The 24847-nt window shown below is 66.5% G+C and carries 24 protein-coding genes and 1 pseudogene; 15 read left to right on the top strand and 10 right to left on the bottom strand.

Features of this window, described 5'->3' with window-relative positions; translation table 11 throughout:
* Positions 1–24: 24 nt before the first annotated feature.
* Positions 25–3495, bottom strand: coding sequence for a carbamoyl-phosphate synthase large subunit (gene carB / locus OCW50_RS05055; RefSeq protein ID WP_262296652.1), 3471 nt, complete (start codon positions 3493–3495; stop codon positions 25–27).
* A 146-nt stretch (positions 3496–3641) separates the two neighbouring features.
* Between carB and OCW50_RS05050 the strand changes: the two are divergent.
* A pseudogene (locus tag OCW50_RS05050) lies at positions 3642–4487 on the top strand (SDR family NAD(P)-dependent oxidoreductase).
* 31 nt (positions 4488–4518) lie between these two features.
* Positions 4519–4914 (top strand): GtrA family protein, encoded by a 396-nt coding sequence (locus OCW50_RS05045; protein ID WP_262273651.1) that lies wholly within the window; start codon positions 4519–4521, stop codon positions 4912–4914.
* 77 nt (positions 4915–4991) lie between these two features.
* Here the strand turns inward: OCW50_RS05045 and OCW50_RS05040 are convergent, their stop codons facing one another.
* Positions 4992–5867, bottom strand: a complete 876-nt coding sequence (locus OCW50_RS05040) for a formate/nitrite transporter family protein (RefSeq protein WP_262296651.1) — start codon at positions 5865–5867, stop codon at positions 4992–4994.
* 211 nt (positions 5868–6078) lie between these two features.
* Between OCW50_RS05040 and OCW50_RS05035 the strand changes: the two genes are divergently transcribed.
* Positions 6079–7326 carry an MFS transporter gene (locus OCW50_RS05035; RefSeq protein ID WP_262296650.1) on the top strand — a complete coding sequence of 416 codons (1248 nt, stop codon included), beginning with the start codon at positions 6079–6081 and terminating at the stop codon, positions 7324–7326.
* On the opposite strand, the gene OCW50_RS05030 is transcribed toward OCW50_RS05035, so the two are convergent.
* Both OCW50_RS05030 and OCW50_RS05025 read right to left on the bottom strand, forming a co-directional pair.
* Positions 7290–8024: a class I SAM-dependent methyltransferase gene (locus tag OCW50_RS05030; protein ID WP_262296649.1), complete on the bottom strand. Its 735-nt coding sequence runs from the start codon at positions 8022–8024 to the stop codon at positions 7290–7292. The two genes, OCW50_RS05035 and OCW50_RS05030, sit on opposite strands and share 37 nt — an antisense overlap.
* A 12-nt stretch (positions 8025–8036) precedes the next feature.
* The gene (locus tag OCW50_RS05025; RefSeq protein ID WP_262296648.1) at positions 8037–8498 is read right to left on the bottom strand and encodes a MarR family winged helix-turn-helix transcriptional regulator; all 462 of its coding nucleotides are present in this window, start codon (positions 8496–8498) and stop codon (positions 8037–8039) included.
* A gap of 151 nt (positions 8499–8649) precedes the next feature.
* Here OCW50_RS05025 and OCW50_RS05020 point away from each other — a divergent pair, with 151 nt between their 5' ends.
* The gene (locus tag OCW50_RS05020; RefSeq protein ID WP_262296647.1) at positions 8650–9069 is read left to right on the top strand and encodes an organic hydroperoxide resistance protein; all 420 of its coding nucleotides are present in this window, start codon (positions 8650–8652) and stop codon (positions 9067–9069) included.
* A 179-nt stretch (positions 9070–9248) separates the two neighbouring features.
* Here the strand turns inward: OCW50_RS05020 and OCW50_RS05015 are convergent, their stop codons facing one another.
* The 3 genes from OCW50_RS05015 to carA all read right to left on the bottom strand — a co-directional run bounded on the left by OCW50_RS05015 (position 9249) and on the right by carA (position 11586).
* Positions 9249–9797: a cupin domain-containing protein gene (locus tag OCW50_RS05015; protein ID WP_262296646.1), complete on the bottom strand. Its 549-nt coding sequence runs from the start codon at positions 9795–9797 to the stop codon at positions 9249–9251.
* A gap of 81 nt (positions 9798–9878) precedes the next feature.
* Positions 9879–10253 (bottom strand): hypothetical protein, encoded by a 375-nt coding sequence (locus OCW50_RS05010; RefSeq protein WP_262273644.1) that lies wholly within the window; start codon positions 10251–10253, stop codon positions 9879–9881.
* 121 nt (positions 10254–10374) lie between these two features.
* Positions 10375–11586 (bottom strand): glutamine-hydrolyzing carbamoyl-phosphate synthase small subunit, encoded by a 1212-nt coding sequence (gene carA / locus OCW50_RS05005; protein WP_262296645.1) that lies wholly within the window; start codon positions 11584–11586, stop codon positions 10375–10377.
* Between the two features lie 142 nt (positions 11587–11728).
* On the opposite strand from carA, the gene OCW50_RS05000 reads away from it, so the two are divergent.
* From OCW50_RS05000 to OCW50_RS04990, 3 genes are all read left to right on the top strand, one after another.
* Positions 11729–12187, top strand: a complete 459-nt coding sequence (locus OCW50_RS05000; protein WP_262296644.1) for a GatB/YqeY domain-containing protein — start codon at positions 11729–11731, stop codon at positions 12185–12187.
* A gap of 601 nt (positions 12188–12788) precedes the next feature.
* Positions 12789–13412, top strand: coding sequence for a LysE family translocator (locus OCW50_RS04995; RefSeq protein ID WP_262296643.1), 624 nt, complete (start codon positions 12789–12791; stop codon positions 13410–13412).
* Positions 13413–13486: 74 nt separating this feature from the next.
* Positions 13487–13915: a low affinity iron permease family protein gene (locus OCW50_RS04990; protein WP_262273640.1), complete on the top strand. Its 429-nt coding sequence runs from the start codon at positions 13487–13489 to the stop codon at positions 13913–13915.
* A 29-nt stretch (positions 13916–13944) separates the two neighbouring features.
* On the opposite strand, the gene OCW50_RS04985 is transcribed toward OCW50_RS04990, so the two are convergent.
* The gene (locus tag OCW50_RS04985) at positions 13945–14094 is read right to left on the bottom strand and encodes a VOC family protein (protein WP_262273639.1); all 150 of its coding nucleotides are present in this window, start codon (positions 14092–14094) and stop codon (positions 13945–13947) included.
* A gap of 96 nt (positions 14095–14190) precedes the next feature.
* Between OCW50_RS04985 and OCW50_RS04980 the strand changes: the two genes are divergently transcribed.
* Positions 14191–14412, top strand: coding sequence for a hypothetical protein (locus tag OCW50_RS04980; RefSeq protein ID WP_262296642.1), 222 nt, complete (start codon positions 14191–14193; stop codon positions 14410–14412).
* 84 nt (positions 14413–14496) lie between these two features.
* Here OCW50_RS04980 and OCW50_RS04975 read toward each other — a convergent pair whose 3' ends face one another.
* Positions 14497–14832 (bottom strand): hypothetical protein, encoded by a 336-nt coding sequence (locus tag OCW50_RS04975; RefSeq protein ID WP_262273637.1) that lies wholly within the window; start codon positions 14830–14832, stop codon positions 14497–14499.
* A gap of 222 nt (positions 14833–15054) precedes the next feature.
* Between OCW50_RS04975 and dnaG the strand changes: the two genes are divergently transcribed.
* From dnaG to OCW50_RS04950, 5 genes are all read left to right on the top strand, one after another.
* Complete coding sequence (gene dnaG, locus OCW50_RS04970) at positions 15055–16947, top strand: DNA primase (RefSeq protein ID WP_262296641.1); 1893 nt, start codon at positions 15055–15057, stop codon at positions 16945–16947.
* A gap of 195 nt (positions 16948–17142) precedes the next feature.
* Positions 17143–19137, top strand: a complete 1995-nt coding sequence (rpoD, locus tag OCW50_RS04965) for an RNA polymerase sigma factor RpoD (RefSeq protein ID WP_262296640.1) — start codon at positions 17143–17145, stop codon at positions 19135–19137.
* Positions 19138–19191: 54 nt separating this feature from the next.
* A complete protein-coding gene (locus OCW50_RS04960) occupies positions 19192–19599 on the top strand; it encodes a CidA/LrgA family protein (RefSeq protein ID WP_262296639.1) in 408 nt (135 codons plus the stop codon).
* On the top strand, positions 19596–20318 hold the full coding sequence (locus OCW50_RS04955) for an LrgB family protein (RefSeq protein WP_262296638.1): 723 nt from the start codon (positions 19596–19598) through the stop codon (positions 20316–20318). Before OCW50_RS04960 ends, OCW50_RS04955 begins: the two co-directional genes overlap by 4 nt.
* Before the next feature lie 58 nt (positions 20319–20376).
* A complete protein-coding gene (locus OCW50_RS04950; RefSeq protein WP_262269624.1) occupies positions 20377–20838 on the top strand; it encodes a DUF1801 domain-containing protein in 462 nt (153 codons plus the stop codon).
* A gap of 352 nt (positions 20839–21190) precedes the next feature.
* On the opposite strand, the gene OCW50_RS04945 is transcribed toward OCW50_RS04950, so the two are convergent.
* Positions 21191–22294 (bottom strand): serine hydrolase domain-containing protein, encoded by a 1104-nt coding sequence (locus OCW50_RS04945; protein ID WP_262296637.1) that lies wholly within the window; start codon positions 22292–22294, stop codon positions 21191–21193.
* Between the two features lie 197 nt (positions 22295–22491).
* On the opposite strand from OCW50_RS04945, the gene OCW50_RS04940 reads away from it, so the two are divergent.
* Together OCW50_RS04940 and OCW50_RS04935 are read left to right on the top strand one after the other, a co-directional pair.
* A complete protein-coding gene (locus tag OCW50_RS04940) occupies positions 22492–23766 on the top strand; it encodes a dicarboxylate/amino acid:cation symporter (protein WP_262269623.1) in 1275 nt (424 codons plus the stop codon).
* 100 nt (positions 23767–23866) lie between these two features.
* On the top strand, positions 23867–24826 hold the full coding sequence (locus OCW50_RS04935; protein ID WP_262269622.1) for a cation diffusion facilitator family transporter: 960 nt from the start codon (positions 23867–23869) through the stop codon (positions 24824–24826).
* The last annotated feature ends 21 nt before the right edge of the window (positions 24827–24847 follow it).

Here is a 24847-nt window from a genome sequence, read left to right as displayed (position 1 = left end):
AGTTCCAATGTGAGGCCGGATGCCTCAGGCAAAGTATTCCTGAAGCGCCCGGACTTCGAGATCGCCGCTGAGGTATGCCTTGATGCCCTCGGCCGCGGCGACCGCTCCTGCAAGAGTGGTGTAGTAAGGTATCTTATGCAAGAGGGCAGCTTGTCGTAGTGAACGGGAATCCGAGAGGGCGCCCGCTCCTTCGGTGGTATTGAAGACGAGCTGGATGTCCCCGTTCTTCATGGCGTCGACCACGTGCGGCCGGCCTTCCAGAACCTTGTTGATCCGCCGGGCTTTCACGCCCTGGGCCTCGAGGTACTTCTGGGTGCCGGCGGTCGCCACGATCTGGAACCCGACCTCCTCCAGCATCCGCACGGCGGGCAGGATCCGTTCCTTGTCCGAGTCGCGCACCGAGACGAACAGGGTGCCGGTCTTGGGCAGCTGGCTGCCGGCTCCGAGCTGGCTCTTGGCGAAGGCGACGCCGAAGCCCCGGTCGAGCCCGATGACCTCGCCGGTCGAACGCATCTCCGGCCCGAGCAGCACGTCGACGCCCGGGAAGCGGTTGAACGGGAAGACGGCCTCCTTCACCCCGATATGCGGCAGTTCCTTCGGGGTCAGGCCGAAGGTGGCGAGGCTCTCGCCCGCCATGATCCGGGCGGCGATCTTGGCGATGGGCTCGCCGATGACCTTGGCCACGAAGGGGACCGTCCGCGAGGCTCTGGGATTGACTTCCAGCACGTAGATCGTGCCGTCCTTGATGGCGTATTGCACGTTCATCAGGCCGCCCACGTCGAGCGCCAGGGCAAGAGCCTTCGTCTGGCGCTCCAGCTCGGCGATGATCTCCGGCGACAGCGAGCGGGGGGGCAGGGAGCAGGCCGAATCGCCCGAGTGGATGCCCGCCTCCTCGATATGCTCCATGATTCCCGCGATGAAGCTGTCCTTCCCATCGCAGAGGCAGTCGACGTCCACTTCCACGGCATCCGAGAGGTAGCGGTCGAACAGCAGGGGGTTCTTGCCCAGGACCGTGTTGATCTGGCCGGTCTTGTCGTTGGGGTAACGGGCCTTGATGTCCGACGGGATGAGGCTCGGCAGGGTGCCGAGCAGGTAATCCTCGAACTGGGCCTCGTCGCGGATGATGGCCATGGCGCGGCCGCCGAGCACGTAGGAGGGGCGCACCACGAAGGGGAGGCCGAGATCGGCCGCGATCAGGCGGGCCTGCTCCACGGAATAGGCGATGCCGTTCTTCGGCTGCTTCAGGTGCAGCTTGTCGAGCAGGCGCTTGAACCGGTCCCGGTCCTCGGCGAGGTCGATGGCGTCCGGCGAGGTGCCGAGGATCGGCACGTCGGCTTCCTCGAGGGCGCGGGCGAGCTTGAGCGGCGTCTGGCCGCCGAACTGCACGATGACCCCGTGGAGCGTTCCCTTGGACCGCTCGGTCTCAATGATCTCCAGCACGTCCTCCTGCGTCAGCGGCTCGAAATAGAGCCGGTCGGAGGTGTCGTAGTCGGTCGAGACCGTCTCCGGGTTGCAGTTGATCATGATGGTCTCATAGCCCGCATCCTTCAGGGCGAAGCAGGCATGACAGCAGCAATAGTCGAACTCGATGCCCTGGCCGATCCGGTTCGGCCCGCCGCCGAGGATGATGACCTTCTTGGCCTCGGACGGGTTGGATTCATCCACGGGCGCCCCGGCGAAGGGCGCCGCATAGGTCGAGTACATGTAGGCGGTCGGCGACGCGAACTCGGCCGCGCAGGTGTCGATCCGCTTGTAGACCGGGCGCACGGCGAGCGACCGGCGCAGCTCCCGCACCTCGGCCTCGGTCTTGTGGGCGAGCACCGCGAGGCGCGCGTCCGAGAAGCCCAGCGCCTTGAGCTGGCGGAAGGCGCCGGCGGTCTGCGGCAGCCCGTGGGCTTTGACCTTCGCCTCCATGTCGACGATGGTCTGGAGCTGCTCCAGGAACCAGGGGTCGATCTTGCAGGAGGCATGGACCTCGTCATGGCTGACGCCGAGGCGAAGGGCCTGGACCACCTTGAGGATCCGGTCCGGGGTCGGCGTGCCGATGGCGGCCTTGATGGCGTTCTTGTCGTCGCCCTTGCCGAGGCCCTCGATCTCGATCTCGTCCAAGCCCGTCAGGCCGGTTTCGAGGGAGCGCAGGGCCTTCTGGAGCGATTCCGGGAAGGAGCGGCCAATGGCCATGGCCTCGCCGACCGACTTCATAGCCGTGGTGAGGGTCGGCTCGGCGCCGGGGAACTTCTCGAAGGCGAAGCGGGGGATCTTGGTGACCACGTAGTCGATGGTCGGCTCGAAGGAGGCGGGCGTCGCGCCCCCCGTGATGTCGTTGGCGATCTCGTCGAGGGTGTAGCCGACGGCCAGCTTCGCCGCCACCTTGGCGATGGGAAAGCCCGTGGCCTTGGAGGCCAGCGCCGAGGAGCGCGACACGCGTGGGTTCATCTCGATCACGATCATGCGCCCGTTCTCCGGGTTGATCGCGAACTGCACGTTCGACCCGCCGGTCTCGACGCCGATCTCGCGCAGGACCGCCAGGGAGGCGTCGCGCATGATCTGGTACTCCTTGTCGGTGAGCGTCAGGGCCGGCGCCACGGTGATCGAGTCGCCCGTGTGCACGCCCATCGGGTCGAAGTTCTCGATCGAGCAGATGATGATGCAGTTGTCCGCCTTGTCGCGGACGACCTCCATCTCGTACTCCTTCCAGCCGAGCACGCTCTCCTCGATCAGCACCTCGTTGGTCGGCGAGGCGTCGAGGCCCCGCTCGACGATGTCGAGGAACTCCTCGCGGTTGTACGCGATGCCGCCGCCGGTCCCTCCCATGGTGAAGGAGGGACGGAGGATGGCCGGCAGGCCCACTTCGGCCAAAGCCAGCAGGGCTTCGCCCATGGCGTGCTCCTGGTAGCGCTTGCGCCGCTCGTTCTCGCCGGCATCCCACTTGAGCTTGTAGGCGGCGATCATCCGCTTCTTGTCGCCCGGATGGATGTCGAGGGCTTCCATGCGGGCGAGTTCGGCCAGATAGGCGTCCCGGTCGGCCTTCTTGAGGGCCGAGGCGTTGGCAAGACGCGATTTCGGGGTGTCGAGGCCGATCTTGGTCATGGCCTCACGGAAGAGCTGCCGGTCCTCGGCCTTGTCGATGGCTTCCGCGGTCGCGCCGATCATCTCCACGTCGAACCGGTCGAGCACGCCCATCTTCTTGAGCGACAGGGCGCAGTTGAGCGCCGTCTGGCCGCCCATGGTGGGCAGGATCGCGTCGGGGCGCTCCTTCTCGATGATCTTGGCCACGATCTCCGGCGTGATCGGCTCCACGTAGGTGGCGTCCGCGAGGTCGGGATCGGTCATGATCGTCGCGGGATTCGAGTTCACCAGGATGATGCGGTAGCCTTCCTCCTTCAGGGCCTTGACGGCCTGGGTGCCCGAGTAATCGAACTCCACGGCCTGGCCGATGATGATCGGCCCGGCGCCGATGATGAGAATGGAGGAGATGTCTGTCCGCTTTGGCATTGGGCCACCCAGGCGTGTCCAGCCGCGCGGCCGTAAAGCTACGGCGCTTCGAGCGCAGCCGGGATGTGATCGGATTGTAGGTTGAGAGAGGCTCTTACACGCACCTTGAGCAAATTCAAAGGGCTGAGCCATGATTTCGACAGTCAATGCCCATGCGGTATGGTCGGCCGGACGCCGCCGCAAGGGGGAGCTGGGAAAAGATGGCCACGATGGAAGAGCCGCGCTGGACGCTGATCACGGGAGCATCCAGCGGGATCGGCGCGGAGCTGGCCCGCGTCTTCGCCGAGAGGGGATATCCCCTGGTCCTGGCGGCCCGGCGGCACGAGCGCCTGGTGGCGTTGGGCGCGGAGATCCGGCGGAATCATGACGTGCCGGTCGAGAGCCTGGCGATCGACCTCGAGGACCGGGAGGCGCCGCGGGATCTCCATGACATGCTCCTGGAGCGTGGAATCGCCGTTCATACCCTGGTCAACAATGCCGGGTTCGGGTTGCGGGGGTATTTCGCCTCCCTGCCGCACGAGAGGCAACTCGCCATGATCGACCTCAACGTGATGGCGCTGACCTCTCTCAGCCGCCTGATGCTTCCCGGGATGATCGAGCGCAGGCGGGGAGGGATCCTGAACGTCGCGTCCCTCGCGGCCTTCCAGGCCGGGCCCTAGATGGCGGTCTATTACGCGACGAAAGCCTTTGTCCTGTCCCTGTCCGAGGCGCTGCACGACGAGGCGAGACCTCACGGAGTGACCGTCACGGCCCTCTGTCCGGGGCCGACCGAGAGTGAGTTCTCCGACACGGCGGGCCTGAAGGATTCGCGGCTCTTCCGCTCCGGGGTCATGTCCTCGGCCGATGTCGCCCGCATCGGGGTGGACGGCTACGAGGCCAGGCGGGCGATCGTCGCCGCCGGGGCCCGGAACCGGGTCGGGGCCATCGGGGCGAAGTTCGCCCCGCGCTTTCTGTCCCGCAGGATTGCCGGACTTCTGCAGGGGATGAGGTGACGGGCTCGTGGGAAGCAGCTATCGAGAGGGCGTGACCACCTCTCGTCCCCTTCAGCGCCTGATCCGTCAATTCACCGCTTTCTTCGGAGTGGGCCTCGCGGCTGCCGTGGCCCATTACGGCGTCCTCATCGCCCTGGTCGAAGGCGGAAGCCTTCATCCCGTGCCGGCGACGCTCGCCGGCTATGTGGCCGGGGGGCTCGTGTCCTACCTGCTCAACCGCAAGCACACCTATGAGAGCGAGCGTCCCCACCGCGAAGCCACGTGGCGCTTCGCCCTGGTGGCCTTCGTGGGATTTCTCGTGACCTGGTTCCTCATGCACGCCTTCACGGTGTGGCTCGACGGACCCTATCTCCCGTCGCAGGTCATCACCACGGGCGTCGTGATGCTCTGGAGCTTCATGGCGCACAAAAAGTGGACATTCGCCTGAGCGGCGGCCGCTAGAGCATCGGATCCAAAAGTGGGTCCACTTTTCGCTGACGCGGCCCGCTGGGTCCGCACGACGCGCTATCGGAGTTCCGGAACGACCTGCCCGAAATTGAGCGCGGCCACGAGGGTCACGCCGCCCAGGACATTGCCGATGAGGGTCGGCAGGAAGAAGCGCAGCACGTAGTCCGCCCAGGTGGCCTGACCCGTTTCCACCAGGTAGAACCCGTCGACCGAGCCCGCGATCAGGTGCGAGAAGCCCCCGATGGCCACCACGTAGGTGATGATGAGGATCACGAGGAGGCGTGCGGAATCGGCTCCCGGCAGTAGCCAGACCATCAGGGCGATGAGCCATCCGGCGAAGATGGCCTTCAGCACGGTGGTTCCGAAGGGCGAGGCGACCACCTTGTGGCTGATTTCGCCGAAAGCGTGCTTCACCTCGGGCGCGAACAGGGAGGTATGCGCAATGACAGCCGCGAAGATCCAGGTCGCCACGATGTTGGCCGCCAAAACGATCGCCCACAACTTGACGACCCGCAGGAGCGTGCGTCCGTCCCGGTTGTGCAGGAGGGGCAGGATGGGCGTGAGGGTATTTTCGGTGAAGAGCTGCTGCCGGCCGAGCACGACGATCAGGAAGCCGATCGTGTAGCCGAAGCTGCTGACCAGGGATTTCCAGGATGCGTCCGGCAGATGGGCATGCAGCAACCCCTCCACCGTCAGGGAGAACCCCATGGACAGGCCGGCGGCCAATCCGGAGAGGAGGAGGGCCGATGCGGTTCGGTCGAGTTCGCTTTCGCCCTCGGCCCGGATCGTCTCGTGGATGAGCGCCGCATTCGGCCGGCTTTGGGCCTCGATGGTCTTCCTTTCCTTGGGCGACAGGTCCGGGGTCTTTTCGGCGGGGTTGAAGCTGTCCCGTTGCTTCGATCCAGCAGGTCTGTCCGGTGAGGCGACGGTCATGAGGCTGCCTTGCGGTTCGGGTCTGCTAATAAGGCCGTGACCCGGTGCTTGTTCCAGGTTCCCGAACCCGATCATCCCGCAGCGCATCCCTGACCTGCGTCCTGGCCTCTCCCCGAATCCTGTTGCGCCGCAATATGAAGGTGCGCTGACGTGCCGGCGGCTGTCTCGGCATTTCCAAACCAATTGATGACTCGAGCAGCTTGGGGGCTCCATGTCCGACATGGCCGTTGTTGAGAACGCCGGCGCCATGCCGACGAATGACGCTCCTTCTGTCCCGCGCTCCCGCCTGGCCGTTGGGCTGATCGAACTGGCGCTCGCGGTCGGGAGCTTCGGCATCGGAACGGGCGAGTTCGCGATCATGGGATTGCTGCCCAACGTCGCCCAGGAATTCAACGTCACGACCCCTGAGGCCGGCTACGCGATCAGCGCCTATGCGCTCGGGGTCGTGGTGGGAGCGCCCATCATCGCCGTGATGGCGGCAAAGCTGGCGCGCCAGACGCTGCTCCTTCTGCTGATGGCCATCTTCGCCGTCGGCAATGCCGTCAGTGCCATAGCGCCGAGCTTCGAATCCTTCGTTTTCCTGCGCTTTCTCACGGGTCTGCCCCACGGCGCCTATTTCGGCGTGGCCGCCCTCGTGGCCGCCTCCCTGGTTCCGCCGAACAAGCGCACCCAGGCGGTGGCCCGCGTCATGATGGGGCTTACGGTCGCGACCCTGCTCGGCACGCCGGTCGCCACCTGGTTCGGGCAGATCCTGACCTGGCGGATCGCTTTCGGGGCGGTGGGCTTCATGGGGGCGCTGACCGTGCTGCTGATCTGGCTCTTCCTGCCGAAGGACAAGGTCCAGGAGGGCGCGAGCCCGATGCGGGAACTCGGGGCCTTCCGGCGCAAGCAGGTCTGGTTCACGCTGGGCATCGGCGCCGTGGGCTTCGGCGGTCTCTTCTCCGTCTTCTCCTATATCGCCTCGACGGCCACGGAGGTCGCAGGCATGCCGGAGAGCGCCGTTCCCGTGATGATGGCCCTGTTCGGCTCGGGCATGATCGTCGGCAATCTCGTGGGGGCCTGGTTCGCCGACCGGAACCTGATGGGGACCATCGGCGGCGTGCTCGTCTCCAGCGCCGTGGTGATGACCGTGCTCTGGCTCACGGCCGAGAACCCTTACCTGCTCTCGGCCTGCGTCTTCCTGGTCGGCTGCAGCGTAGCGATCGGGCCCGCTCTGCAGACCCGTTTGATGGACGTGGCGGCGGATGCCCAGACCCTGGCGGCGGCCCTCAACCACTCGGCCTTCAACATCGCCAACGCGCTCGGCGCCTGGCTCGGCGGTCTTGCGATCGCCGCCGGCTACGGGTTCGCCTCGACCGGCTGGGTCGGCGCGGTCCTGGCTGTCGCCGGGCTCGGGGTGTTCGGCCTGTCGCTGGCGAGCGATCAGCGCTCGGCGGGATCGTCCGTCTCGCGCGCCTGAACAGGCCTTGCCAGATAGGTCATGCGCGCCTGGTTGTGCCCGAGGTTCCGCGCAGCACGCTCGGCTGAGAATTCTGCGTCCTCCAGGAGATCGATGATCTCCTCGTCGCTGTACTGCGCCAAGCCGACCTCCTCACGGATCGTGCGGTATTCCGAGAAGGCAGTGCGGGTGAGGCTCGCCACCGCCGACCGCAGGAAACCGCCCCGCCACGCGAAGGCGAGGAGCGCTTTCGCATCGGTCAGCGGGCTGATGTCGGGCGGGATGACATCGCCCAGAACCAGCCTGCCGTCGGATCTCAGCTTCCTGTGCAGGAGCCTCAGGAGGCTCCGGAACTCGTCGAGGGAGAGATACTGAACGAGCGAATTCACCACGATCAGGTCGAGCGAAGCGTCCGGAAGATCGGCCACGTCGTCCGTCGACAGAACGGTGATCCGCCCGTTGTCGCGAAAGCGCCCGTTCAGGCGCTCCCGGACGAGCGGTGCGGCATCGCTGAGATAAAGGCGTCCGCATCGGGCCGCGACCTTGTCGGCGAACAGCGCCTCGCCGCAGCCGTAGTCGAGCGCGATGGCGTCAGAGGACGGGATGAGGCCGATGATGTCGTTGGCGATCAGGCGGTAATGCAGGAGCTTGTGCCGCTCGCTCGCATAGATCGGCGTGTCCTGGTTCCAGTAGTCGCGCCAGTTCATCAAGACAGCCATCTCCCCGTCGGCTCAGGACTTCGCCGAAACTGCCGCCGAGTCATGAAGCCTGCCGCGCAGTTTCGCAACCTCCTGGGTGAAGGCGCGGACCTCATCGAAGGATAAGCCGAGCACGCAGCCGACCTGCCTGGGGATCTCTTCCGCTTTGTCCCGCATGGTGCGGCCCGTCTCGGTCAGAAGGACCCTGACCTGCCGCTCGTCCTTCCTGTCGCGCGTGCGGCGGATGTGGCCGGCGGCTTCGAGACGCTTCAGCAGGGGCGTCAGGGTGCCGGAATCGAGGAACAGCCGGTCGCCGATCTCCTTGACGGTGAGATCATCCTGCTCCCACAGGACCAGGAGGACCACGTATTGCGGATAGGTCAGCCCGAGCGGGTCGAGGAACGGCCGGTAGGCGCGGCTGAAGGCATGCGAGACGGAATAGAAGGCGAAGCACAGCTGATTGTCGAGCGCCAGCATTTCGGGCTTCTTCGTCATCGTCGCCTCCGTTTCGGGCATCCTATGAAAAAAATAGGTTGCGCACAATTCATTTCGGCCGTATAGGTGGATTTAGATTGTGCGCGATTAGATTGTGAGCGCACAGTTGATCGGTCGGGCTGTCCGGCCCGACGCCTCAAGGAGCTTTCCGATGACCCCTCTCTACACTGCCCATGCCTCAGCCCGCGGCGGCCGCGAAGGCGTTGCCGCATCCGACGACGGACGGCTGGAGGTTCGCCTCTCCACCCCGAAGGAACTCGGCGGCGGGGGCGGCGAGGGGACCAACCCGGAGCAGCTTTTCGCGGCCGGCTACTCGGCCTGCTTCCTCGGCGCGCTGAAATTCGTCGCCGCGCAGGACAAGGTCGCGCTTCCGGCCGACGCGTCGATCGAGGCCAAGGTCGGGATCGGCAAGCGTGACGACGGGGCAGGCTTCGGGCTGGTGGTCGAACTGAAGGCCAACCTTCCCGGTCTGACCCGGGAGCAGGCGACCGACCTAGTGCACAAAGCCGATGGGGTCTGCCCGTATTCGCACGCGATCCGCGGCAACGTGCAGGTCACGCTGTCGGTCTAAAGCATCGGACCCAAAAGTGGAGTTGCACTTTTGGGATCCATCCGATGCTTTCTTCTTGAGTGAGAGCATCGGTCGGAACGGAAAACCGGATCCACTTTTCCGTCCGATGCTCTAGATCATAACGATAAGCCGTAGGGGCAAGGGCCTCCTGCCTTCCGGGGCAGGGGGCCTTATCGCGTTCAGGTCCACAGCTTCACGAGCGGTCCGTCGGAGCCGTCGACCGGGTCGGAATCCGGCAGGGGCACCTGGGCGATGCGCTGCTGAGACGCCGCGAGGGCCTGGGGATCGTCCCGGACGGTGTCGTAATCGACGCCGCCCGGATAGGCGCCGACGACGGAAAAGTCGTCGCTGGCGTTGATGCGGGCATGGGCGACGCCCGCCGGGATGACCACCACGTCGCCGGCGCTGACGACCACGAGATCGCCGTCCTCGCCGCCGAAGCGGACCTGGGCCGAGCCGGACACGATCCCCAGCACCTCGTGGGTGTTCGGGTGGTAGTGGTGGTAATCGTGGATGCCGTCGAGCCAGGCGTTGGTCCAGCCGTTCTTGGCGAAGGTCGTCTTGAAGGTCCTGACGGCGTCGTGTTCGGAGGGGGAAATCGCCCCGCGCCGGACGATCAGCGGCAGGGACGAGTTCGGGACGATGCCGTTGCTGCGGAACACGTAGGTCTCCGTGCCGAGCGGCGTGTTGTAACCCTGCGGATCGCCGTAGCCTTTCGCCTGAGCCATGCTTCTCTCCCTTCAAATCCGGGAGGGAACGCGCGGTTCAGGCGAAAGATCGAGCGAGGCCGTGCAAAACCCCGTCGGGTCTCACATGCCGATGAGCATGGCCGCGACGGCGCGGTCGATGGACAGGTAGAACATCCCGAAGGCGACGGCGGCCGCGATGGCGAACTCGACGATCTGGTTCTTGAAGATGCGGAACTGGGCGAAGAGGTTGTGGCCGAAGATCGAGATCAGCCAGGCGGTCGTGAGCACCACGGGGAAAATGAACAGATACGACCAGGTGCTTTCGACCGGGCCCACGTTGGCGGGATCGATCAGCGGACGGATGTTGCGCACCCAGGGCGCGTAGAGCGCAGCGTAGAGCGACGTCAGCCAGGCGAGCGTGACGGCGATGCCGAGGTGGAACGTGAAGAGGTTGTGCAGCCGGCTGAATTCGCCGGAATCGTCATCGAAATCCATGGAAACACCCCCAAAACAAGGCCCGGAATCATTTTGTCGTTATGGTTAATGATCCGTTACCGTGATTTGGGCGGCTGGCGCAACCGACGCGTTTGTCGCGGCGCCAGCCTTCACGATCGCGTCAGGTCTGGGCCTTCTTCCGGTCCATCAGCTCGACGAAGCGGTCGAACAGGTAGTGGCTGTCCTGCGGGCCCGGCGAGGCCTCCGGGTGGTACTGAACCGAGAAGGCGGGGCGGTCGGTGAGCGAGATGCCGCAATTGGAGCCGTCGAACAGGGACACGTGAGTCTCCACGGCGTTCTGCGGCAGGGTCGCCGGATCCACCGCGAAGCCGTGGTTCATGGAGGTGATCTCGACCTTGCCGGTGGTCTTGTCCTTCACCGGATGGTTCGCCCCGTGATGGCCCTGGTGCATCTTCTGGGTCCTGGCGCCGACGGCCAGGCTCAGCATCTGGTGGCCGAGGCAGATGCCGAAGGTCGGGATCTTCTCGTCGAGCACCTTGCGGATCACCGGCACGGCGTATTCGCCGGTGGCCGCCGGATCGCCGGGGCCGTTGGACAGGAACACGCCGTCGGGCTTGAGGGCCAGCACGTCCTCGGCCGAGGCGGTCGCGGGCACCACGGTGACCTTGCAGCCGGCGCGGGCGAGGAGGCGCAGGATGTTCCGCTTCACCCCGTAGTCGATGGCGACCACGTGGTGCCTCAGGTCGCCGCTCTGGTGGCCGTAGCCTTCGCCGCGCGTCCAGGTGGTCTCGTCCCAGTCATAGCGCTGGGCGCTGGTCACGAGGGGCACCAGGTCCTGGCCGTCCATGGAGGGCAGGGCGGCGGCCCTGGCCTTCAGGGCATCGAGGTCGAACCGGCCCTCCGGATCATGGGCGATGACCGCGTTGGGCATGCCCTTGTCGCGGATCAGTGCGGTGAGCGCCCGGGTGTCGATGCCCGAGAGGCCGACGATGCTGCGGGCTTTCAGCCAGGCATCGAGGTCGCGGGAGGCACGCCAGTTCGACGGCTCCGTGATGGTCGCGGCCAGCACCACGCCGCGCACCCCCGAGGACGAGGCGGCGTTGACGCTCTCGATGTCTTCCTCGTTGGTGCCCACATTGCCGATATGCGGGAACGTGAAGGTGATGATCTGGCCGGCATAGGACGGGTCCGTCAGGATCTCCTGGTAGCCGGTCATGGCGGTGTTGAAGCAGACCTCGCCGGTCGCTTCGCCCACGGCGCCGATGCCGAAGCCTTCGAGAACGGTTCCGTCCTGGAGTACGAGAACCGCAGTCGCGCGCGGCTCGGCCCAGCCACCCGAGGAAGCCCCGGTGGTGTCTTTGTCTTGCAGCATCGTCATGATCTCTTGTAAGTCCGGGGCCAACAGGCCGTGCTTGAGCAGGCCGTACCCGGGCCGCCCTTGAACTACCCCCGAGACTTAAGGGGCCGTTCGCGTTCCGTCAACGCTCAAGCGATTTATAACCAAGGAGAACTCCATGCTGCGCGAACGATTCACCGCCGAGATGAAGGAAGCCATGAAGGCCGGCGACAAGGGCCGGCTCGGCGCCATCCGGCTGATCCAGGCGGCCCTCAAGGACAAGGACATCGAGGCTCGCGGCAACGGCAAGGACCCCCTGTCCGACGAGGAGATCCTGGCCCTCCTGCAGAAGATGGTGAAGCAGCGCCAGGAATCGATCGCCATGTACGAGCAGGGCGGCCGCACCGAGCTCGCCGACCAGGAAAAGAACGAGGTCGCGGTGATCTCGTCCTATCTGCCCCGGCAGATGGACGAGGCCGAGACCCGGGGCGCCATCGAGGCCGCCATCGCCGAGACCGGCGCCGCCTCCATGAAGGACATGGGCAAGGTCGTGGCGGCCCTTCGCGCCAAATACGCCGGCCGCATGGACTTCGCCAAGGCGAGCGGTCTCGTGAAGGACATGCTGCCGAAGGGGTGAGGCGCTGCCCTCGGCCGTCTCGGGATGGCGGGGCGCGGCGCTTTTCCGATCGGGATGGCCGGCACAAGGCCGGCCATGACGTGGGAGGGTGTCGGCCCTGGCCCTGACCACCTTCTCCACGTCATCACCGGGCTTGTCCCGGTGATCCCGATGGCTTGAAACGCCGCGCCTTTCGGATCGGGAGGGCCGGGACAGGCCCGGCCATGACGTGGCGGGTGTTCGGGCAGGCAGCGTCACGCTGCAACGGGAGGGTGCTGGTCTGTGTCGATGTCAAAGAGCCAGCACCTGTGGGCCCGCAGCCGTGGGGCTGCGAGCCAAGGAAGAGCGATATCCTCCACGTCATGGCCGGCCCTGTGCCGGCCATCCCGATAAGGTGAAACGCCGCGCCCTTCCGATCGGGATCACCGGCACAAGGCCGGTGATGACGTGAGAGGGGGAGAGAACGGGCGGAGAGTGACGGAACGGCCGGGCGATAGCCGGCCATGACGGGCGGTGTCGGCCCGAAGCAACATTCTGCTCGGGCCTGGACGGTCCGTCGTGCTAAGCATGGTCCCGGCGGCCGCATCCGGCGATGCGCCGCACGAACGAGCGTCGGTGCCCCATGACCCTTGAACTCTGGCTGATCTACCTGATGGCCGCGATCGGCCTCTCGCTGACCCCCGGCCCGAACGGCCTGCTGTCGCTGACGCATGGCGTCTGCTACGGGTTCCGGCCCACAATCTGCACGGTGCTGGGCGGGGCGCTCGGGTTCTTCGTCCTGATCGCGGCCTCGCTCGCCGGCATGGGGGCGCTGCTCGCCGCATCGGAGCGGGCCTTCACAATCGCCAAGTGGATCGGCGCCGCCTATCTGGTCTATCTCGGCCTGCGCATCGGGCGCTCGCCCGCCTCTGTGCTCGACGTGGCGCGACCGGACGATGGGCCGCGCCGGGCGCGGCCGCTCTGGATGTTCAACCAGGGTTTCCTCGTGGCGGTGTCGAACCCCAAGGCGCTGATCTTCTTCGCGGCGTTCCTGCCGCAATTCATGGTCCCGGGCGTGTCCTTCCCGGTCCAGCTCGCCCTGTTCGGCGGCACGTTCGTGATCGTCGAGATCGTCTACGAGCTTCTTCTCGCCGTGATGGCGCAGCGGATCGCCCCCTGGCTGACCCGGCACGGGCGATGGTTCAACCGCCTGGCCGGAGCGACCTTCGTGGGCATCGGGGCGGCGCTGACGACGGCCAGCCGCTGACGGCGCCCAGGCGCCGTCATCGAACGAAAAGCCAGCGCGGCCGTTGTTCTTCTACAAACCTTGCCGGACGCGCCATGGACAAAGTCTTCGCCAGGTTCGCCAATGCCACGGCCCGCGTCGCGGGAAGCCCGACGGCCTTCCTGATCTGCGTCCTCATCGTGTTGGCCTGGGCGTTCTCCGGTCCCTTCTTCGGCTTCTCGGAGGACTGGCAGCTCGTGATCAACACGGGGACCACCATCGTGACCTTTCTGATGGTCTTCCTGATCCAGAACACGCAGAACCGCGACGGCGCCGCCCTCCAGACCAAGCTCGACGAGCTGATCCGGACATCCAATGCGGACGACGCGTTCATGGGGATCGAGAAGCTGACCGATCGGGAGCTCGAGGCTCTCCACGAGCAATGCGAGCAGATGGCCAAGCAGAGCCATGCGGCTCTGGAGAAGACGAAGGCCGAGCGCGAGAAGCGGGCCAAGCGCAAAGGCGCGAGCCGTCTCAGCGCCTGAGCGCACCCAGGCCTGAGACGGCGCGCTCGTCAGGATCGCCCGTCCGTGAACGGAACGAGGCCCGACAGGTTGCCAGGGAGGTCCTCGAACACGGCCGCGAGGCCGCACGGCGCGTGCTTCGGCTCGCGGATGACCGTGATCCCGACCTCGAACATGGGCTGGCGGGGCCATCCGCGCACGTGTATTCTCGACCTATCACCAGCCGATCCGAACCCGTAGGCGCTGGTGGCCGAGAGAGACGAGTGCTCCCGCCTGCAGGGTCGAGGAGGCGCCTCATGACCAATCTGCAACAGGAACGGGAACACCTGGTTCTGGCGGATCGGCACATCGTCGAGGGCAGGCGACGGGTGGCCGATCAGACGAAACGCGTCGAGACGATGGCCCGGAACGGTCAGGATACGGTCATGGCCGCGAGGCTGCTCCGGACCTTCGAGGAGACCCTCGAGGCCTGGCTGGCGCACCGGCGAAACATCCTCAGGGCTCTCGACGGCCGATGAGGCCTCCTGGACCGGAGCCGCGGAACGCCTGGCCGGATCCGCACGATGGGTCAGGGCGTCAGGCGCAAGGCTCGCATGAACCCGTCAATGCGGGAAGCGATCGACGCAGTCGTCGTCCAGGAGGTCGTGAAAGCTGATCCGGATCCGGCTGGCGTGATGACGCGGATCGGCCGCCGCCCCGAGGCCCACGAGGGTGTTCATCTCGCCCACGAGGCACCCGCCATCGTCCGATCGGAGCCGGACCCGGCGGTGGCGGACCCGCGCCTCGAAGTCGTTGAGGAGGAACAGGGTTTCCGGGTCGATGTCGATGTCGACGTGGCCCGTGCGCCTGCCTTCCTCGCAGGTCGCGATCTGAATGTCCGTCAGAAGATGCCGAAATTCGTTCGGCCATTCGACGATGGGGCTCTGAGTGAACGGCATGGATTCATCCGATACCTGCCAGATCCTTTGCCAGGACAAGGCTTCCATCGTGTCAAACGCGGCCGCGCGCCTCGGTTCCGCCGGTTCCTCATGGCTCAGGTTCCGCGACGGGGCATCGAAGGCAGCCCTGTGGATTGCGGGCACAGACAAGCGTGGCTTTCGGGTTATTAACTTCGCCGCCACCGCTCTAGTTTATGGAGCAGGTTTGGAGAAAACCGCCTCGTGCGCTACCCGCCCCAAGTCCTGGAAGAGATCCGCGCCCGGCTGCCGACCTCGGCGGTCGTGGGCAAGCGCGTGCGCCTGAAGAAGGCCGGGCGGGAGTGGAAGGGTCTGTCGCCCTTCAATGCCGAGAAGACGCCGAGCTTCTACGTGAACGATCAGAAGCAGTTCTACCATTGCTTCTCGTCCGGCAAGCACGGGGACATCTTCACCTTTCTCATGGAGACCGAGGGACTGTCCTTCCCCGAGGCCGTGGAACGGCTGGCCGGGGAGGCCGGGGTGCCCCTGCCCAAGCTCTCCCGCGAGGACCGGCAGGAGGAGGTCAAGCGCAAGAACCTCCACGACGTCATGGAGCTGGCGGCCGAGTTCTTCGAGTCCTCGCTCCAGGAGCGCTCCGGCGCCAAGGCGCGGGACTATCTTGCCGGCCGGGCCCTGGGACGGGAGGCCCAGGCCCGCTTCCGCATCGGCTACGCGCCGTCCGAACGCTATGCCCTGCGCGATCACCTCGCCGGCAAGGGGGTGCCCGTCGAGATGATGGTGGAGGCGGGGCTCGTCCATGCGGGCGAGGAGGGTAAGATCCCGGCCGACCGGTTCCGCGACCGGGTCATGTTCCCGATCTGCGACATGCGCGGCCGGGTCATCGCTTTCGGCGGCCGGGCCATGAGCGCCGATGTGCCGGCCAAGTACCTCAATTCCCCCGACACGCCGCTCTTCAACAAGGGCCGGCTCCTCTACAACTACCATCTCGCCCGCCCGGCCGCCCATGACCGCGGCACCGTGATCGCCGTGGAGGGCTACGTGGACGTGATCTCGCTCACCGTGGCGGGATTCCCCCATGCGGTCGCGCCGCTCGGCACCGCCCTGACCGAGGACCAGCTCACCCTGCTCTGGCGCCTCGCCGAGGAGCCGATCCTGTGCTTCGACGGCGACAAGGCCGGGCAGCGGGCCGCCTACCGGGCGCTCGACGTGGCCCTGCCCAACCTGATGCCCGGCAAGTCCCTGCGCTTTGCCATGCTGCCCGAGGGGCAGGACCCGGACGATCTCGCCCGCGCCGGCGGAAGCGCCGCCGTGGAGCGGGTGCTCGCGTCGGCCCGGCCCCTGGTGGACGTGCTCTGGACCCGGGAGCTGGAGGCCGGGCCGCTCGACACCCCCGAGCGACGGGCCGCCCTGGAGAGGCGCCTGCGCGAATCACTCGCCCTGATTCGCGACGAAACGCTCAAGAAATACTACCGGGAGGAGATCCAGAGCCGTCTCGCGGGCCTGAATCCCGATCCCCGGCCGGGCCGTTTCAACCGCCAGGGTGGGGGCGGGCGGCGGGACTTCCAGAAGCCCCAGCCCATGACGCCGAGCTCCCGGCTGAGCGTGTCGCCGCTCCTCGCCCGGAGCCCGCTTTTCGCCGGCGGCGCGGCCGAGAGCCCGCGGGAGGCCATGATCCTCTGCACCTTCCTGGTCCACCCGGAACTCGTTCAAAATCACGTAGAAACCCTTGCAGATCTTGAACTTGAGAGCCGGGCAACCCAAATGGTGCGCAGTCTCCTGCTCGATGGAGCGGCGAGCGGCGAACCTGCCGACCCCACCGTCATGAAGGCCCGTCTGGAACGGGCCGGACTGGCGCAGGCGGCAGACAGGCTGACGGCTCTGGTCCGTCCCGGCGACCGGTGGATGCTGGATCCACATGCGGATCCCTTGCGGCTTGAGGACGCATTGAGGCAAGCCATCACCTTGCATCGCCGCGCACGCACGTTACATAGCGAACTTCGGGCTGCCGAGCGCGCCCTTGCCGAAGAGGACAACGAGGCCAATCTCGCCTGGCTGCGGGAGGTCCAGAACCAGCTGTCCTCCGTCGAGGGTGCCGAGGCCGACATCGACAGCGGAGGGCTCCCCGGGGGCCACTGATGTCTCGCACGACGGGAGGGCGGCAGGCGTGGCGGCTGCGGCACTCCGGACGGGGGATGGTTAACGGTTAGTCAAGCGATTGACTGTTTATGGATTGGAATGAATTTCAGGTGGCGGAGCCTCGGGCCTCGGCCACCCATTCGCGCATCGCAGGTCCTGTAGGGGGGATAGGCGGGCGCTGGAGTTGAGCAAAGCATGGCGACGAAGACAACCGGCGGCGACGAAGGCGATACGACGACGACCGAGCAGCAGACCGATGGACCGCTGCTCGACCTGAGCGATGCCGCCGTCAAGCGGATGATCAAGCTCGCGAAGAAGCGCGGGTACGTCACGTATGACGAATTGAACGAGGTTCTGCCTCCGGAGGAGTTCTCCTCGGAGCAGATCGAGGACGTTCTCGGCCAGCTCTCCGAGATGGGCATCAACGTGGTCGAGTCCGAAGAGACCGACGAGAACGCCCAGCCGGAGGCCGACGAGGAAGAGGCGGACGGCGGCGACCTCGTGGAGGCGTCCCAGACCCGCGCCGTCGCGGTGCGCGAGACGACCAAGGAGCCGACCGACCGCACGGACGATCCGGTGCGCATGTACCTGCGCGAGATGGGCTCGGTCGAGCTTCTCTCCCGCGAGGGCGAGATCGCCATCGCCAAGCGCATCGAGGCCGGCCGCGAGGCCATGATCGCCGGGCTCTGCGAGAGCCCGCTGACCTTCCAGGCCATCATCATCTGGCGCGACGAGCTCGTCGAGGGCCGGGTGCTCCTGCGCGACATCATCGATCTCGAGGCCACCTATGCCGGCCCGGACGGCAAGGGCGCGCCCAAGGTGGATGCCCTGGGCGAGGGTGAGGGCGAGGAAGAGGCCGCTGAGACCGAGGAGGGCATGACCCCGCCCGAGGGCGAGCTCGACGACGACGACATGGAGAACAACGTGTCGCTCTCGGCCATGGAGGCCGAGCTGAAGCCGCGCGTCCTCGAGACCTTCGATTCCATCGCCGACAACTACAAGAAGCTGCGCCGCCTGCAGGTCGAGCATGTGGAACAGCGCATGCAGAACAAGCAGCTGACCCCGGCCCAGGAGCGCAAGTACAAGGAGCTCAAGGCGGACATCGTGGCGGCGGTGAAGTCCCTGTCGCTGAACAACAACCGCATCGAGGCTCTGGTCGAGCAGCTCTACGACATCAACAAGCGCCTCATCTCCCATGAGGGCCGCCTGATGCGCCTGGCCGAGAGCCACGGCGTCGCCCGTGAGGAGTTCCTCAAGCACTACCAGGGCTGGGAACTCGATCCGAAATGGGTGCTGCGGGTCTCCAAGCTCGGCGGCCGGGGCTGGAAGGACTTCGTCGCCAAGGCGAAGGACGGCATCCACGACCTGCGCGAGAACATCCACAACCTCGCCAGCGAGACCGGCCTGGAGATCCAGGAGTTCCGCCGCATCGTCATGATGGTGCAGAAGGGCGAGCGCGAGGCCCGTCAGGCCAAGAAGGAGATGATCGAGGCCAACCTGCGCCTCGTGATCTCCATCGCCAAGAAGTACACGAACCGCGGCCTGCAGTTCCTGGACCTGATCCAGGAGGGCAATATCGGCCTCATGAAGGCGGTCGACAAGTTCGAGTATCGGCGCGGCTACAAGTTCTCGACCTACGCCACCTGGTGGATCCGGCAGGCGATCACCCGGTCGATCGCCGACCAGGCCCGCACGATCCGCATCCCGGTGCACATGATCGAGACGATCAACAAGATCGTGCGCACCTCGCGCCAGATGCTGCACGAGATCGGCCGCGAGCCGACCCCGGAGGAGCTGGCCGAGAAGCTCGCCATGCCGCTCGAGAAGGTCCGCAAGGTCCTCAAGATCGCCAAGGAGCCGATCTCCCTCGAAACGCCGATCGGCGACGAGGAGGATTCGCACCTCGGGGACTTCATCGAGGACAAGAACGCGATCCTGCCCATCGACGCGGCGATCCAGTCGAACCTGCGCGAGACCACGACCCGCGTCCTCGCCTCGCTCACCCCGCGCGAGGAGCGCGTGCTGCGCATGCGCTTCGGCATCGGCATGAACACCGACCATACCCTCGAGGAGGTCGGCCAGCAGTTCTCGGTGACCCGCGAGCGCATCCGTCAGATCGAGGCGAAGGCTCTGCGCAAGCTCAAGCACCCCTCGCGGAGCCGCAAGCTCCGGAGCTTCCTGGACAACTGAGCACATTGAGAAGGCGGGCGTCAGGCCCGCCTTTTTCGTTCATTACCGATCGTCATGATCATCAGCCTCACCATCATTCTCCTGTGCCAGCTCCTCGGCGAGGTGGTCGCGCGCGGGTTTGGGTGGCCGGTGCCCGGACCGGTGCTCGGCATGCTGTTCCTGCTGGCCTTCCTGATGCTGCGCGACCGGATCCGAAGGCGGGTGCCGGAATTCGGCCGCGCCCTCGATTCGACCGGCAGGGGCCTGCTCGCCCATCTCTCGCTCCTGTTCATTCCGGCGAGCGTCGGCGTCGTGCAGAGGCTCGACGTGCTGGCGGAATACGGCGTCGGGCTCATCGTGGCGCTGGTGGTCTCGACCTTCGTGACCCTCGTCGTGACGGTGGTGACCTTCGTGGGCGTATCGCGCCTGAGCGGTTCGACCATGGAAGCGGCGGACGATCCGACGGCAGGGGAGAAGCCATGAGCGACCAGGCCTTTTTCCTCTGGGTCTACCTCTCGCAGACGCCGCTGCTCTGGCTCGTGGTGACGCTCGGAGCCTACGTGGTCGCCGACCGGGTCTCGCAGGCCTTCCGGCGGCATCCCCTGTGCAATCCGGTGCTGATCTCGGTCGTCGCGGTCGGGCTCGTGCTGTGGGCGACCCGCACGTCGTATCCGGTCTATTTCGAGGGCGCGAAATTCGTCCACTTCCTGCTTGGGCCGGCGACCGTCGCGCTGGCCGTTCCGCTCTACGAGAACAGGCGCGTGGTCCTGCGCGCCATCGTGCCCATGGTGGTGGCGCTGGTCGTCGGTTCCGTGACGGCGATCGTGTCGGCCGTGAGCGTCGCGAAACTGTTCGGCATGCCGACCCCGATCCTCATCTCGCTGGCGCCGAAATCGGTCACTGCTCCCGTGGGCATGGGTATCACGGAGGCTCTGGGCGGCGATACGGCGCTCACCGCCATCCTGATCATGCTCACCGGCGTCGTCGGGTCGATCATGGTCACGCCGCTGATGAACGCCCTGCGCATGAAGGACTGGCGCGCCCGCGGCTTCGCGGTCGGGCTCGCCTCGCACGGCATCGGCACGGCGCGGGCGTTCCAGGTCCATTCGCTGGCCGGCACCTTTGCGGGCATCGCCATGGGACTCAACGCTCTCGTGACGGCGCTGCTCCTGCCTCTGGTGCTCAAGCTTCTGCTCGACTAGGCTCGCCTCCCAGGGCTGCACCCGGAGGGCCGCCTTCCCCTGACGAGCGAGAGCAACCATGACGACGATGACGAGGGATGCGCAGGACGCGAACGGAGGGGCCTCCGCGTCCCGGCTGATCGATGCCAGGATCGCGGAACTGGGCGATTGGCGCGGCGCCACGCTCGCCCGAGTCCGGATGCTGATCCGGCAGGCCGTTCCCGACGTGGTCGAGGAGGTGAAGTGGCGGGGCGTCCCGGTCTGGTCGCAGGGCGGGATCATCTGCACGGGCGAGACCTACAAAGGCATCGTGAAGATGACCTTCGCCAAGGGCGCCTCGCTCGCGGATCCGTCGGGCCTCTTCAACGCCAGCCTCGAGGGCAACACCCGGCGCGCCATCGATCTCCGTGAGGGCGACAGGATCGACGAGGAGGCCCTGAAGGCACTCGTTCGCGCGGCCGTCGCGTTGAATAGGGCGAAACCGGCGAGAGCACGCCCGGCCCGTTCGAAGGCTGTCGCGCCAAGCGGGACCTCATCCTGATCGCGTCGGTGAGATCCTCGACGTCATCATCGGCCTCGTGCCGGTGATCTCGATCCGAAGAGCGTTGCGCTCAAACCGATCGGGATGGCCGGCACAAGGCCGGCCATGACGGGCGGAGGGTGGCAGGAAGGGCGGAGGGTGCCATGACGTGAGAGGGTGTTCGCACCGCCTCACACCTACACCACGTCATCACCGGCCTCGTGCCGGTGATCCCGACACAGAGAAGCGCCGCGCTCTCAGCAATCGGGATGGCCGGGACGAGCCCGGCCGTGACATCCAAGGGCTCACGGTCGAAGACGGACGTCTCAAGCATCGGACCCAAAAGTGCAAGTCCACTTTTGGGTCCGATGCTCTAGAGCGGCTTCTCCGGCCCCGGCTCGTTCGCGCCTATGCTGCCGGTCGTGTCGCCGGGCGTCGGCAGGAAGGCCTGCACGATGCCGTCGGCCACGAGGGCGTGCAGCTGCCCGATATAGTCGTCCTCCCGCGACGGCTCGGTGGAATCCGACGTGATGACGACGGTCAGGCCCAGGCTTGGAACGACGTAGAGCATCTGTCCGCCGAACCCCCAGGCGTAATGGGCCCTGTGCCCGTACATGTCGCGCATGAACCAGCCGTACCCGTAGGCATCCCCGGTGAAGGGCGAGGAGGTGCGCGGCGTCCACGACTCACGGATCCAGTTCTCCGACACGACGCGCCGGCCGTCGACCGTTCCACCTTGCCGGTACATCTCGCCGAAGCGCAGGAGCGCGCGCGGCGAGAGCGCCATCTCGTTGCCGCCGAGATAGATGCCCTGCGGATCGCGGGTCCAGGGCGCGACGGTGATGTCGAGCGGCTCGCCGAGCCAGTCGCGGGCCAGATCCAGTGTGCTGCGCTTGGAGGCGCGTGTCAGTGCCGCCGAGAGGAGATGCGTGCTGCCGGTGGAATAGAGCATGCGTCCGCCGGGCTCGTCCACGAAGGGGCGCGAGAGAGCGTAGCGGACCCAGTTGCCGCTGCCGATCCAGGCCCCGTAATGGCGGCCCGAGGTCCGCTCCAGCCCGGCCTGCATGGACAACAGATGGCCGATGGTGACCTGCCGGATCCGGGGATCTGCATCGGGGGGAATGCTCGCGCCCAGGATCGATGCCACCGGCTGCTCGACGCCCTGCAGGACGCCGCGCTCGATGGCGATGCCGACGAGGGCCGATAGGACGGTCTTCGATGCGGACTTGATGTTGGTGGGGCGGTCGAGCCGCGCGCCCCCGAAGGCCCGCTCGGCGATAATGCTGCCGTTGCGGGACACGATCAGGGTGCGCAGGTTCGGAAGCTCGGCGGCTCGCCCGACCGTTCCCGCGATCAGCCGTTCGGGGTCCGCCGGAAGCGGGGAGGTCGGCTGGGCCGTCGCGCTGACGGTGCCGGTCAGCAGGGCGACCAGTGTCAGGGCGGCGGTCTGTCGGGCGAAGCGTGAGAGGATGCGCATGAATCCGTCTGAGATGGGTTTGCCGTCGGATGAGACCCGAGATGGAAAGCCGTTCCCGTGGGGCAACCGGCTCACACGCCATCGTGAGCGCCAGCCTTCCATGCGGCATTCCGCTCCCAGACCTGCGCGCGGGGCATTTGTGCTTTCTTCGGCAACGGCTTATTTGCATTCGCATTCGTAAATACAAGGCAATCCACATGTTGAAATCGTGGTTTACGCGCCCGCTCTGGCAGCGGGTCGCCGTGGGCTTCGCCCTCGGCATTCTCGCCGGCGTGCTGGCGGGCGAGCAGGCCGCCGTCTGGTTCAAGCCCCTCGGGGATCTCTATCTGAACCTCGTGCGGATGATCGTGATCCCGCTCGTGTTCTTCACCATCACGTCCAGTGTGGCGAAGCTCGCCGAGGCGGGCAACGTGGCGCGCCTGGGGCTTCGCACCCTGTTCTGGTTCATCGCCACCTCGGCGATCGCCGTCCTGGTGGGCATCGCGTTCGGCCACCTCATCGATCCCGGTCTCGGCCTGTCCAACCTGCCCCTCGGCGAGGTGAAGCCGCGCACGATCCCGACCCCGCTCGAGGTGCTGATCGGCATCGTGCCGACGAACCCGATCAAGGCCATGGCGGATACCAACGTCCTGCAGGTGTTGTTCTTCGCCGGCATCGTCGGGGCAGCGCTCGTGTCGCTCGGCGAGAAGACCGCCGGCATCCGCAATCTGGTCGATCAGGGCGCCACGCTGGTGTTCCGCATCACGCGCTGGGTGCTGCAGCTCACGCCCATCGGCACCTTCGGCCTGATCGCCTGGGTGGTCGGGCGCTACGGCCTCGCCTCGCTCCTGCCGCTCGGCAAGTTCATCGCCGCCATGTACCTCGCCTGCCTGTTCCACATCCTCGTGGTCTATGGCGGCCTCCTGAAGCTGCACGGCCTGAAGGCCGGGCGCTTCTTCCGCGGCGCGGCGCCCGCCATGCAGATGGCCTTCGCCACCTCGTCGAGCCTTGCGACCCTGCCCATGTCCCTGCGCGTCGCCGTCGAGAAGCTCGGCGTGCCGCAAAGCTATGCGAGCTTCGCCGTGCCGCTCGGCGCCAACGTGAAGATGGACGGCTGCGGGGCGATCTACCCGGCCATCGCGTCGATCTTCATCGCGCAGTATTTCGGCCTCGATCTGTCGCTGACCCAGTACGTGCTCATCGGCCTGACGGCGGTTCTGGGCTCGCTCGGCACCGCGGGCGTGCCCGGCACCTCCATCGTCATGCTCACCCTGACCCTGAGCACGGCAGGCCTTCCGCTGGAAGGCATCGGCTACATCATCGCCATCGACCGCGTGGTCGACATGATGCGCACGATGACCAACGTGACGGGCCAGATCCTCGTGCCGGTGATCGTCGCCAAGGAGGAGCGCGTTCTCGACCAGGCCGTCTACGACGGTGCCGTCGAGACGCCCGTGCCGGCCCGCGAGGCGGTGCTCGTCGCCGCCGAGTGAGGATGCGCGGCCGGCCGGAGCAAGCCGCTCCGGCCGGCTTCCCGTCCCGTGAAACAGAAGCCATGCTCCGTCGTTCTGCTCCCATCGGAGCATCGGCAGCATGGCGTCCCAGCACTCCTCCAAGAAAGTCGTCTATGCGGCGCTGGCCGGCAATCTGCTGATCGCCGTCACCAAGTTCGCCGCGGCGGCTTGGACGGGAAGCTCCGCCATGCTCAGCGAGGGCGTGCATTCCCTGGTCGATACGGGCAACGAGCTGCTGCTGCTCCACGGTCTGCGGCGCGCCTCCCGGCCGCCCGATCTGGCCCATCCCTTCGGGTACGGCCGCGAGATCTATTTCTGGACCTTCATCGTCGCGCTGCTCGTCTTCGCTCTCGGCGCGGGCGTGTCCCTCTATGAGGGCGTGCGCCATATGCGCGATCCTTCGCCGCTCGAGAATCCGACCGCCAACTACGTGGTGCTGGCCCTCTCCTTCGCGTTCGAGAGCGGATCCTGGTGGGTGGCGATGAGGGAGTTCCGGCGGGCGAAGGGATCGCTCGGCTATCTTCAGGCGGTCAGGGAGAGCAAGGACCCGACGACCTTCACGGTGCTGTTCGAGGACAGCGCGGCCCTCATTGGCCTCGTCATCGCCTTCGCGGGCATCTTCGCCGCGCATGCCCTCGAGAGGCCCGAGCTGGACGGTCTCGCGTCGATCGGCATCGGCCTCGTTCTGGCCCTGACCGCCCTGATGCTGGCACGGGAAACGAAGGGTCTGCTGCTCGGCGAGCCGGCGCATGCCGACGTGCAGCGATCGATCCTCGCGGCCGCTCAGGCCGATCCGGCCGTCGAGCAGGCCAACGGCGTGATCACCGTGCATCTCGGCCCGCAGCAGGTGGTCGCCGCCCTGAGCGCGGATTTCGTCGACGCCCTCTCGACGGCCGACATCGAGACATGCGTCACTCGCCTGGAGGCCAGGATCAAAGCCCTCCATCCGGAGATCACGATGCTCTTCATCAAGCCGCAGACCACCGGCACCTACCGGCAACGGCGCCAGGCCATGGTCGAGGCGTCGGACGGTCCCTGAGGCGGGCTCCAAAGCCCGCCG

Origin of the sequence: Microvirga sesbaniae, from assembly GCF_025460805.1 — a bacterium.
GTDB lineage: Bacteria > Pseudomonadota > Alphaproteobacteria > Rhizobiales > Beijerinckiaceae > Microvirga > Microvirga sesbaniae.
The sequence above is the reverse complement of the archived record's forward strand: the minus strand, read 5'-3'. Positions and strand labels throughout refer to the sequence as shown.

Bases quoted from the DNA above. Each gene is read 5' to 3' on its own strand.
- OCW50_RS04950 (WP_262269624.1), top strand. From the start codon at position 20,377: ATGACGACGATGACGAGGGATGCGCAGGACGCGAACGGAGGGGCCTCC.
- rpoD (WP_262296640.1), top strand. From the start codon at position 17,143: ATGGCGACGAAGACAACCGGCGGCGACGAAGGCGATACGACGACGACC.
- OCW50_RS04940 (WP_262269623.1), top strand. From the start codon at position 22,492: ATGTTGAAATCGTGGTTTACGCGCCCGCTCTGGCAGCGGGTCGCCGTG.
- OCW50_RS04980 (WP_262296642.1), top strand. From the start codon at position 14,191: ATGACCAATCTGCAACAGGAACGGGAACACCTGGTTCTGGCGGATCGG.
- OCW50_RS04995 (WP_262296643.1), top strand. From the start codon at position 12,789: ATGACCCTTGAACTCTGGCTGATCTACCTGATGGCCGCGATCGGCCTC.
- OCW50_RS04975 (WP_262273637.1), bottom strand. From the start codon at position 14,832: ATGCCGTTCACTCAGAGCCCCATCGTCGAATGGCCGAACGAATTTCGG.
- OCW50_RS05030 (WP_262296649.1), bottom strand. From the start codon at position 8,024: ATGGCTGTCTTGATGAACTGGCGCGACTACTGGAACCAGGACACGCCG.
- OCW50_RS05010 (WP_262273644.1), bottom strand. From the start codon at position 10,253: ATGGATTTCGATGACGATTCCGGCGAATTCAGCCGGCTGCACAACCTC.
- OCW50_RS05040 (WP_262296651.1), bottom strand. From the start codon at position 5,867: ATGACCGTCGCCTCACCGGACAGACCTGCTGGATCGAAGCAACGGGAC.
- OCW50_RS05000 (WP_262296644.1), top strand. From the start codon at position 11,729: ATGCTGCGCGAACGATTCACCGCCGAGATGAAGGAAGCCATGAAGGCC.
- OCW50_RS04935 (WP_262269622.1), top strand. From the start codon at position 23,867: ATGGCGTCCCAGCACTCCTCCAAGAAAGTCGTCTATGCGGCGCTGGCC.
- OCW50_RS05025 (WP_262296648.1), bottom strand. From the start codon at position 8,498: ATGACGAAGAAGCCCGAAATGCTGGCGCTCGACAATCAGCTGTGCTTC.
- OCW50_RS04955 (WP_262296638.1), top strand. From the start codon at position 19,596: ATGAGCGACCAGGCCTTTTTCCTCTGGGTCTACCTCTCGCAGACGCCG.
- carB (WP_262296652.1), bottom strand. From the start codon at position 3,495: ATGCCAAAGCGGACAGACATCTCCTCCATTCTCATCATCGGCGCCGGG.
- OCW50_RS05020 (WP_262296647.1), top strand. From the start codon at position 8,650: ATGACCCCTCTCTACACTGCCCATGCCTCAGCCCGCGGCGGCCGCGAA.
- OCW50_RS04990 (WP_262273640.1), top strand. From the start codon at position 13,487: ATGGACAAAGTCTTCGCCAGGTTCGCCAATGCCACGGCCCGCGTCGCG.
- OCW50_RS05015 (WP_262296646.1), bottom strand. From the start codon at position 9,797: ATGGCTCAGGCGAAAGGCTACGGCGATCCGCAGGGTTACAACACGCCG.
- OCW50_RS05035 (WP_262296650.1), top strand. From the start codon at position 6,079: ATGTCCGACATGGCCGTTGTTGAGAACGCCGGCGCCATGCCGACGAAT.
- OCW50_RS04945 (WP_262296637.1), bottom strand. From the start codon at position 22,294: ATGCGCATCCTCTCACGCTTCGCCCGACAGACCGCCGCCCTGACACTG.
- OCW50_RS04960 (WP_262296639.1), top strand. From the start codon at position 19,192: ATGATCATCAGCCTCACCATCATTCTCCTGTGCCAGCTCCTCGGCGAG.
- carA (WP_262296645.1), bottom strand. From the start codon at position 11,586: ATGCTGCAAGACAAAGACACCACCGGGGCTTCCTCGGGTGGCTGGGCC.